We start from the raw sequence: 8,277 nt of genomic DNA on the forward strand, positions 1-8,277 counted from the left end.
TTACAGTGCCAACATCATCTTCGCCGAAACCACCTGCGTCCGCGTATCATCATGGAGACCTGCGCGAGGCGCTCCTGTCTGCGGGATATGACGAGATCAACGAACACGGGGTCGAGACGCTGTCCCTGCGCGCCGTGGCGCGTCGCGTCGGTGTGTCGGCGATGGCCCCGTACCGGCATTATGCGGACAAGACGGCGTTGCTGGCTGCCATCTCCGAGCGCGGTTTCGCGGAGCTTCGTGCGTGTCTTTCCGAGGCGGACCATGGGCTGGCCGGCGCTGCGGCGCTGCAGGCGCAGGGACGGGCCTACATCGACTTCGCGACGGCTCGCCCAGGGCTGTTTCGGCTCATGTTCTCGGCCTATCAGCCCGATCCCTCGCGCGAACCTGCCCCCATGGATGACGATGCGTGGATTGCGAACACGACGGACGACAACGCATTCGGCGTGCTGCGCGCCCGCGTGGCCACGGTCGTGGCCCCGGATCAGGTTCAGGCGACCGCGATCGGGCTATGGGGGCTGGTGCACGGTCTGGCCATGCTCGTTCTGGATCGCTGCCTGATCAGCGTCGACATCGATGCCGTTCTGGCGGCGACCCTGCGGATCGGTGAAGCCTAGACCGCAAGGCAGTATGACAGGCCCGCCCACGCATGGCCCCCGCATCTCAGCTCAGGGCTGCGGCCCCGCCCGCACGCCGTCGCCGACCGCATCGGCAACCAGAATGATCGCCGATGCCGGTACACCTCGGGTCTCAAGTGCCTGTGCGACCACCAGCGCGCGTGCAAGTCCAAGGCCGATCGCGCGGGCCTGATCCTCGCCGGACAGGGATTGCGCCTCGCCGAAGCCGTGCACGTAGAGAAGGCCGCCTTTGCGATGCCCGACGATCTCGCCGAGTTCGGACGTCTGCGCTCCGGCCATGGCGTCCGACCCCGGAGAGAAGCGGATCAGCGTGCCCGTCGGATCGGCCAGCCTGAACGCCGGGCGCGGCGCGTCGGGCAGGTGGAAGTCCGTCGGTACGGGAAAGCCCGGGAACTGCGGCGGAACGGGAGGAACTGCCGGCATGGTGGGCAACGGCGTGGCCGCGTCTGCCGTATCCGGCCGCACCGTGACGGCCGGCATCGCGAGATCAGGCGCGTCGCCGGGCTGTGGCCTTGTCGACGTTGCCGTGTGGGCCGCCGGTTTCGGAACAGGCGTCGGCCGCGCGGGGGCGGATTGGGCGGGGGCATCGAAGGTCATGTTCGAGCCGGTTTCCGAGGGGTCCGGCCCGGTCGGCATGATGGCGCTGGGCGTCGTGTCCTGCGGCGACGAGGATCGCGGGGCTGTCGTCCCCTGAGTGGCCCCCTGGGCAGGCGAAACGTGCGTCGGGGACCCGGCCGCGGGTGCCGCCGGACTGCCCGGCGTCCCGGATGCAGCGCTCCGACCGGACGTCTTTTGTCCGGTAGGCGGCGCCGTCGGCAAGGCTCCGTTGGCGGCGACGAGGCGCTGCGCGAGGTTGCGCTGCTCGATCAGCGATTCCGTGATGCTGTCACGCACCGGCGCGGACGGCACGTTTGCAGGTGCCGTCGGGGTCAGGCCGACATGCGGATAGGTTGCATGAACGCCCGGCGGCGGGGGACGCTGCTGCGCGATCACGCCACCCTGGAACTGATGATACCAGTTGTCCACCGTGCCCACGGCATCGCGATGCGCACACGCGCCAAGTGCGAAAAGAGAGCCGAATGCGGCCGCGCGCATGGTCTTCGTCGTCATCCGCGCCCTATCTGTTGACCTTCGGTCGCCGGTTCCGGTCCGGTCGCACGGTGTGCGCGACCTTGTCGTCTGTCATCGCCTCAATATCGTGGATAGGGCGAATTGGCGAGGGCGGGCTTGGCTTCGCTCCCGCCTCGGCGCAGGATGGTCCGCGTGATATGAACTTTGAATATGGGCGACGACACCCCATGTCGCGTCCGGGATACTCCCGACAGGGAGTCCAGCCGACGAGACGGGCCAAGTGCCCGAGATTTTGGAGACGACCATGAGCCTGACCCGGCCCGCCACCCCGTTCTGGCCTTCCCGGCTCGACGACGAGGATCCCGACGCGCCCGAGACGGAGCCCAAGGCCCCCGACGAGGAGAAGCCCGCGGGTCCGGCGCCCAACGAGGTGGAAAACCGTCTGTTCGACCAGCGCAAGGTGCTGATCTTCGGCGGGATCAACGACAAGGTTGCGCGTGAAGTCACGGGTCGTCTGCTCGCGCTGGCAGGCGAATCGAGCAAGCCGATCGACATCTACGTCAATTCGCCCGGCGGCCATGTCGAAAGCGGCGACACCATCCACGACATGATCCGGTTCGTAGATGCCGTGGCGCCCGTCAACATGATCGGCACGGGCTGGGTCGCATCGGCCGGCGCCCTGATCTTCGCCGCCGGTCGTCCCGAGCGGCGCGTGTGCCTGCCGAACACCCGCTTCCTGCTGCATCAGCCGATGGGCGGCGTGCGCGGTCCCGCGACCGATATCGACATCGAGGCGCGCGAGATCATCAAGATGCGCGAGCGTCTGAACCGCCTGTTCTCGCGCGAGACCGGCCAGCCTTACGAGAAGGTCGCCAAGGACACGGACCGTAACTACTGGATGTCCGCCGAGGAAGCGATCGCCTACGGGCTCGTCTCCCGCGTCGTGACGGCCGCGTCCGACATTCACTGACGAGTGCGTCAGGCGCAGGGGAGGGCTGCCATGGCACGCCTTTCCCTGCGTAACAGTTTATTGCATACCTCTGCCCGCATGGTCTGACCGAACCGTGCGGTCATATTGAGCGAGCGCCGAGCGATGTCTTCCAAATCCCTGGCCGATATCTACAGCCATCTTCCCGATCAGCCGTCCGAGACCACGCTGGAGCGTGCGGACTACGTCGCACGGCACTGGAGCGCCGACGTCCCGGGACCGCTCAAGCCCGGCACGGAGGAGCACAAGCGCGCGGTGGCGCAGATGTTCCGCGATACGTTCAATCCCTACAAGCCATCGGTGATCGACTGGCCGAAGCTGGACCCCGAGACGCTGCACCGGATCACGTCGCTGCCGATCTGGGACATTGCGGTACAGACCGAAGGCAAGGCCCGCCTGCGCATGGCCGCCTATGCTGCGATCATCGACGATCCGGACATGAAGGACGCGCTGTCCCGCAACGCATGGGAAGAAAACCGGCACAAGGAAGTGCTCTCCAAGCTGGTCGAGGCCTATGGCATCCCGATGGCGCCCGAGCCGCCCTATATCGAGCCGAAGGACACGGAATGGGCCTATCTGGTCACCGGGTTCTCGGAGTGCGTCGACAGCTTCTTCGCATTCGGTCTGTTCGCACTGGCCGACCGTGCCGGGCTGTTTCCGCCTGAACTGATCGAGACGTTCGAGCCTGTGATGCAGGAGGAATGCCGGCACATCCTGCTGTTCGCCAACTGGCTCGCCTGGCACCGCGCGACGATGCCGCTCTGGCGTCGCCCCTGGTTCGAGGCGCGTGTCTTCGCCGTGTGGGTCTTTCTGGCCTACGAGCGCATGGGACTGGCCCGATCGATCGACGCGGACGGGAAGGAACACACCCAGGACAATAATTTCACCGTCTCGGGCGCCAAGGATGTCGCCAATACGGATGTCGATCCGGTCGAGCTGATGGAGCTCTGCCTCGAGGAAAACGACCGCCGTTTCGCGGGGTACGATCTGCGCCTGCTGCGTCCCACGACCATGCCCAATCTCGTGCGGACTGGCCTGAAAGTCATACGCGCCGTGCGCCGCCTCAAGGGAAGACAGGTTCCTGCATGAACCAGATCGTCGCCGGCTCCGATTCACATCGGGACTTTTTCTGTCGCCAGTTCATCGAAACCCATCAGGTCTTTGACCCGGACACCCTGCCGTGGCCCGAGCTTTCCGAAGACGATCTCGCCAAGCTGCGTGCGGTGCCGTTCTGGCAGGAAGTCTACCATACGGAGCGACGCGCGGGCGCGATCGTCGATGCCTTCACGCCTCACGTTGCCGATCCCCTGGTACGCGAGGCGGTCCGGCTTCAGGGTTTCGAGGAAGCCCGCCATGCCGACCTGATCCGCGTCATGATCGAGCGTTATGGCCTGGATGCGCATCCCCAGCCGATCGAGCAGTTTCCCCCCAATCTTGAAGTCGCCTTCATCGATTTCGGCTTTGGCGAATGCCTGGACGCGTTCCTGGGTTTTGGTGCGTTCAAAAGCGCGCGTCAGTCGCAGTTTCTGCCTGAATCCATGTTCGAGATCTTCGACGTGCTGATGTTCGAGGAAACGCGGCATATCGTTTTCTTCATCAACTACATGGCCTGGCGCGAGCGCCAGCGCGGACTTGGTCGCGCACGCCGCCTGATGAAGACGGCCCGGTTCTACAGCCGCGCGGCAGGGCGTCTGCTCGGCATGGTGCGACGGGGGCAGGATTCGAACGATGGCCGGGATTTTGCGGTCACGCAGACCAACCTGTTTCTCGAGGGCTTCTCGTTCCGTGGCTTCGTCGAGGACTGCTATCGCGAGAACGCGCGCCGGATGAGCGCTTTCGATCCCGACCTGATGCAGCCGACACTGCTTCCCGCCGTGGCCGATCTGGCGCTGCGCGGGATCGACATGTGGGACAAGACGCGCCCCTATCTTCGTCGCGGCCGGTAAGAATGCCGGCCACGCACGACAGGCAGATCACCTAGCCGAAATGGGTCTTCAGCAGCGGTGTCGACGACAGGCACAGCATGATGAAGCCGAACAGCGCCATGGCCTTCAGAAGGAAGAAGATCCCATGGCCGAACAGTTCGCGGCTCGTGGCCAGTTGCATGAAGGCGGCGGCGCTCGGGATCGGTGACCGTTCTGCATGGTGCCGCAAGGCCCGCATGCCGGCCCCGGTCAGAGGCGGGCCGCTGCCGTCGGCCGGCTTGCGGGCTTCGGCCCGGTGCCGTGCCTGTTCCAGCGAACTGATGCCAGCGCGCTCGTAAAGCCCGGCCATATAGGTATCGAGATCTTCGACCCGATAGGTATCGGCGTCGGCGCGTGCCGGCCCGGTGCCGAACAGGCGCAGAAGGCGCAGGCGGCCGTAAGAAATGGATAGATAGCGAGCCGCATCGGGCGCTTTCAGCGTGCGCGCCCGAACAGGCAGATGGATCAGCGTCGCACCTGCCCTGGGCAGGCCATCCTCGGACAGACCATCGATCGGATCATGGGGGCGTTGCATCGGACCTCCCTGTGGGGCGGACGACCGCCCGGAAATCCCCGAATTGCGGCGAAATGTCTACCACAGCGGACCTTTCGCGTCGAGACAAAGCCGCGTCGTCAACGCATATCGGGTCATCCGTCCGCAGTGGACAGTGCGATGCCTGCCGCTGCGAATGCATTGTGGGCGTCCAGGACTATGCCGCTTCGCGCACCACCTGCGAGGCGGGACGATGCGATCTGCACGGACAGCGAAAGCGTCAGGGTGCTTGCGCTGAGAGCCGTGACCGTAATGGAGGGGGCCGCCGTCTGCAGGACATCCGATCGCTTGGACAGAACCTGCATTAACAGGCCACGCACGCGTTCGATGTCCGCATCCGGCGGCACGGAGAACAGGATGGTGATCTGCGCCTGGGCATTGCCCAGCGTCGCATTGCGGACGGCGGACGTGATGAACTGCGAGTTCGGCACGATCAGGATGGAACCGTCCGACAGCCGCAGCTCGGTCGAGCGCACGCTGATGCGCTTGATGTCGCCCGTGCTGCCGGCAATCGACACCTGATCGCCGATCCGGACCGGGCGTTCGGCGAGCAGGATAATGCCGGAGACGAAGTTCTGGACGATGGACTGCAGGCCGAAGCCGATACCGACCGAAAGCGCGCTCATGATCCAGGCCAGGTTCTGGACCGTCAGCCCGGCAAGCGACAGCACCGTCAGCAGAAGCATGATCCAGGCGGCATAGGTGAAGATGCTCAGGGCCGACGTCTGTGCGCCCATGTCCAGACGGGTCGTCGGAAACAGCCGCTCCTTGAACCAGTTGGCCAGCAGCCCGATCGCGGTGCGTCCGAAGATCAGGACGAGCGCGCACTTGATGACGGTATCGAGCGAGACCGGTACGCCGCCGACCATGCGTCCGATGAACAGGCCGTGCAGGTTGTTCATCACGAGGCTCGGGTCGAGCTCACCCTGTGTCAGCCCGATCGAGACAAGTAGCGCAAGCAGGAAGACATTGCCGGCCCCCGAGATCAGGACGCTTGCCTGCTGGAGATGGCGCGGCTGAATGCCCAGACGCCGCATGTGCGATGCGATGCCGCCCTGCGGCGCCAGAATCACGTCGCAGGCCATACGCAGGCAGGTCGCCAGCAACAATGCGATCGCAAGTCCGGTCGAAACGGAGAGCACCCAGGTCGCCAGCACGTAGGCGAACGAGAAATAGCCCAGGATCACGCTGCCGGTGACCACGATCGCCCACAGCGAGCACACGGCGCGAAGGGGTGGCAGGAACCGGGCTTCGGTCACGGCGTGACTTTCAGCCGCACCGCCGGGCACATCCGCATCAGGGGTAGGATGTGTGCCGGCTTCCTCCTCACGAGGCGGAGCCTGAACACGCAGGCGCATCGCCGCCTGCTGGCCGGTCCAGACCACGACGAGAGAGAACACGCCTTCCAGAAGCTCGAGCGTCAGAAGACCGACCGGACTCTGCTGATCGAGGAAGCGAAGGACTCCCTGTGACAGCACCGCAAGGCAGAACCATATGGCAAGACCGCGTGGCCATGGCCCGGGCGCATCATGCCCCCGGATACGACGCGAGAGTGCGGCGCCGATGCCGGCTGCAAGCCCACAGGTCGGGATAAGGGGCGTCAGGGCCTGCACTGCGGGCCAGAACGGCGAGTCCTGATCGATCCCGAATATGCCGGTCGCGGCGAGCGCCATGAGCCAGCCCATGACGCAGCCGGCCACGCCATTCAACAGGGCCAGAGGCAGGCGAATGGCGTTGGTCGGTGTTGCGCCGACCTTGGGGCTGCGGGCGAAGCGCGTCAGCACGCGTTCGATCGGCACGACGGTTGCCTGTGTGCCGACCAGAAGGGCTGCAAGCAGAACGGCAATCAGGGTCGGTGTGATCCAGCGTGCGGCCGCGACATCCGCGTTACGGGTCAGCGCCGGGAACGTGGCCAGAACCGCGCGGTCCTGCGGCAGTTCACCTTCGAGCTGTCGCCAGAACAGGGGGGACAGCGGGGATGGCGCCCGCTGCGAGATCAATGCCTGATGCTGCGTTGCCGTCTGGCGCGAGATGCCGAGGCCGAGCTGGTGCGCCTGAAGCTGTGCGAGCTTCGCCTGCGTCAGGTCCGAATTGATGTCGTTGAGGCCCTGCGTGATGGTGGCGCGCTGTTTCGTGATGCTGGCGTCTTCGCCGGGCGTGGCAGTCTTCCCGAGGACGGATGCAAATCCTTCGTAGACGTTCTGGTAGGACTGGAGCTGCGCCACGAGGTTCTGGGCGGTCGTCTCGTCCGTTGCCGCGCGCCGGGACAGGCGTGCCGCCGCATCTGCGCTGAGGATCGTGTCCGGCTGGCTCAGCGTCCCGTACAGGGTCGAGAGTTCGTGACGCAGCGCATCCAGCTGGGATGAGACCATCGGTGCCGAAGCATGCCAGCCGAACGGCAGCGCCGCGCCATTTCCACCGGCTCCGGCGGCGGCCTTGGCCTCGAGGGCCTCATGGCTGTTCGGGGCGACCTGCTGCGCATGGGCGCCTGGACTGCTCGACAGCAATGCGCCGGCCGCCATCAAGCCGATTGCGAACTGTGTAAACCGTGTGCGGAGATGCATCATCTCGATTGCGCGCATGCGAACTCCCTGTGACGGCCGCCAGTGGGCCGAGATGCGTCGTGTTGGCGCCGGACAACCGCGAACGCGGCGTCAAGTGACCTTGATCAACGGCGCTGGCGAGCAGGCGTTTCGTTGAGACGCTTTCCCTGCATGACGACGGCCCGCGAATTTTTTTTTGGGCCCGCCGAGAACATAATAAGATCGTCAATTTTAAGCTATTGACAATAAATACAAAATAACAAATTCGGCGAATACTACAAAAACTTGACTTAATAGAGCTGAAGGCCGTATGTTCCTTTCAACACGGCGCCACTGACTTCAGGTCGGACTAAGCGCCAGACTAATTCTTCGTTATTCGTAACGTAAATACTGGAAATACGCCATGTTCTTCGCTGCACTCATTCCGATGTTGTTTGCTGCTCAGCCGACCGTGCCTGCAGCGCAGATCAAGCCGGCTGCTGCCCAGGTTGCGATGTGGCGCGACACGAACCCGCCGCCGGCC

The 8,277-nt window shown here is 64.9% G+C and carries 7 protein-coding genes; 4 read left to right on the forward strand and 3 right to left on the reverse strand.

The window, feature by feature from the left end:
* Positions 1-5 precede the first annotated feature (5 nt).
* Positions 6-614 (forward strand): TetR/AcrR family transcriptional regulator, encoded by a 609-nt coding sequence (locus B8446_RS09050; RefSeq protein ID WP_048849027.1) that lies wholly within the window; start codon positions 6-8, stop codon positions 612-614.
* 51 nt (positions 615-665) lie between these two features.
* Here B8446_RS09050 and B8446_RS09055 read toward each other — a convergent pair whose 3' ends face one another.
* Complete coding sequence (locus B8446_RS09055) at positions 666-1,745, reverse strand: hypothetical protein (RefSeq protein WP_048849028.1); 1,080 nt, start codon at positions 1,743-1,745, stop codon at positions 666-668.
* 265 nt (positions 1,746-2,010) lie between these two features.
* Between B8446_RS09055 and B8446_RS09060 the strand changes: the two genes are divergently transcribed.
* From B8446_RS09060 to B8446_RS09070, 3 genes are all read left to right on the forward strand, one after another.
* Positions 2,011-2,676, forward strand: coding sequence for an ATP-dependent Clp protease proteolytic subunit (locus B8446_RS09060; protein ID WP_048849029.1), 666 nt, complete (start codon positions 2,011-2,013; stop codon positions 2,674-2,676).
* Between the two features lie 123 nt (positions 2,677-2,799).
* On the forward strand, positions 2,800-3,783 hold the full coding sequence (locus tag B8446_RS09065) for a ferritin-like domain-containing protein (protein ID WP_048849030.1): 984 nt from the start codon (positions 2,800-2,802) through the stop codon (positions 3,781-3,783).
* Positions 3,780-4,640 (forward strand): hypothetical protein, encoded by an 861-nt coding sequence (locus B8446_RS09070; RefSeq protein WP_048849031.1) that lies wholly within the window; start codon positions 3,780-3,782, stop codon positions 4,638-4,640. Before B8446_RS09065 ends, B8446_RS09070 begins: the two co-directional genes overlap by 4 nt.
* Before the next feature lie 31 nt (positions 4,641-4,671).
* On the opposite strand, the gene B8446_RS09075 is transcribed toward B8446_RS09070, so the two are convergent.
* Together B8446_RS09075 and B8446_RS09080 are read right to left on the reverse strand one after the other, a co-directional pair.
* Positions 4,672-5,193 carry a hypothetical protein gene (locus tag B8446_RS09075; protein WP_048849032.1) on the reverse strand — a complete coding sequence of 174 codons (522 nt, stop codon included), beginning with the start codon at positions 5,191-5,193 and terminating at the stop codon, positions 4,672-4,674.
* A gap of 113 nt (positions 5,194-5,306) precedes the next feature.
* Positions 5,307-7,793, reverse strand: coding sequence for a DUF3772 domain-containing protein (locus B8446_RS09080; protein WP_048849033.1), 2,487 nt, complete (start codon positions 7,791-7,793; stop codon positions 5,307-5,309).
* Between the last annotated feature and the right edge of the window lie 484 nt (positions 7,794-8,277).

Source organism: Tanticharoenia sakaeratensis NBRC 103193, assembly GCF_000963885.1.
Classification (GTDB): Bacteria; Pseudomonadota; Alphaproteobacteria; order Acetobacterales; family Acetobacteraceae; genus Tanticharoenia; species Tanticharoenia sakaeratensis.

What these genes read in the sequence shown, in the direction of transcription:
- B8446_RS09055 (WP_048849028.1), bottom strand. Translation starts at nt 1,745, where the DNA reads ATGACGACGAAGACCATGCGCGCGGCCGCATTCGGCTCTCTTTTCGCA.
- B8446_RS09060 (WP_048849029.1), top strand. Translation starts at nt 2,011, where the DNA reads ATGAGCCTGACCCGGCCCGCCACCCCGTTCTGGCCTTCCCGGCTCGAC.
- B8446_RS09065 (WP_048849030.1), top strand. Translation starts at nt 2,800, where the DNA reads ATGTCTTCCAAATCCCTGGCCGATATCTACAGCCATCTTCCCGATCAG.
- B8446_RS09070 (WP_048849031.1), top strand. Translation starts at nt 3,780, where the DNA reads ATGAACCAGATCGTCGCCGGCTCCGATTCACATCGGGACTTTTTCTGT.
- B8446_RS09075 (WP_048849032.1), bottom strand. Translation starts at nt 5,193, where the DNA reads ATGCAACGCCCCCATGATCCGATCGATGGTCTGTCCGAGGATGGCCTG.
- B8446_RS09080 (WP_048849033.1), bottom strand. Translation starts at nt 7,793, where the DNA reads ATGCGCGCAATCGAGATGATGCATCTCCGCACACGGTTTACACAGTTC.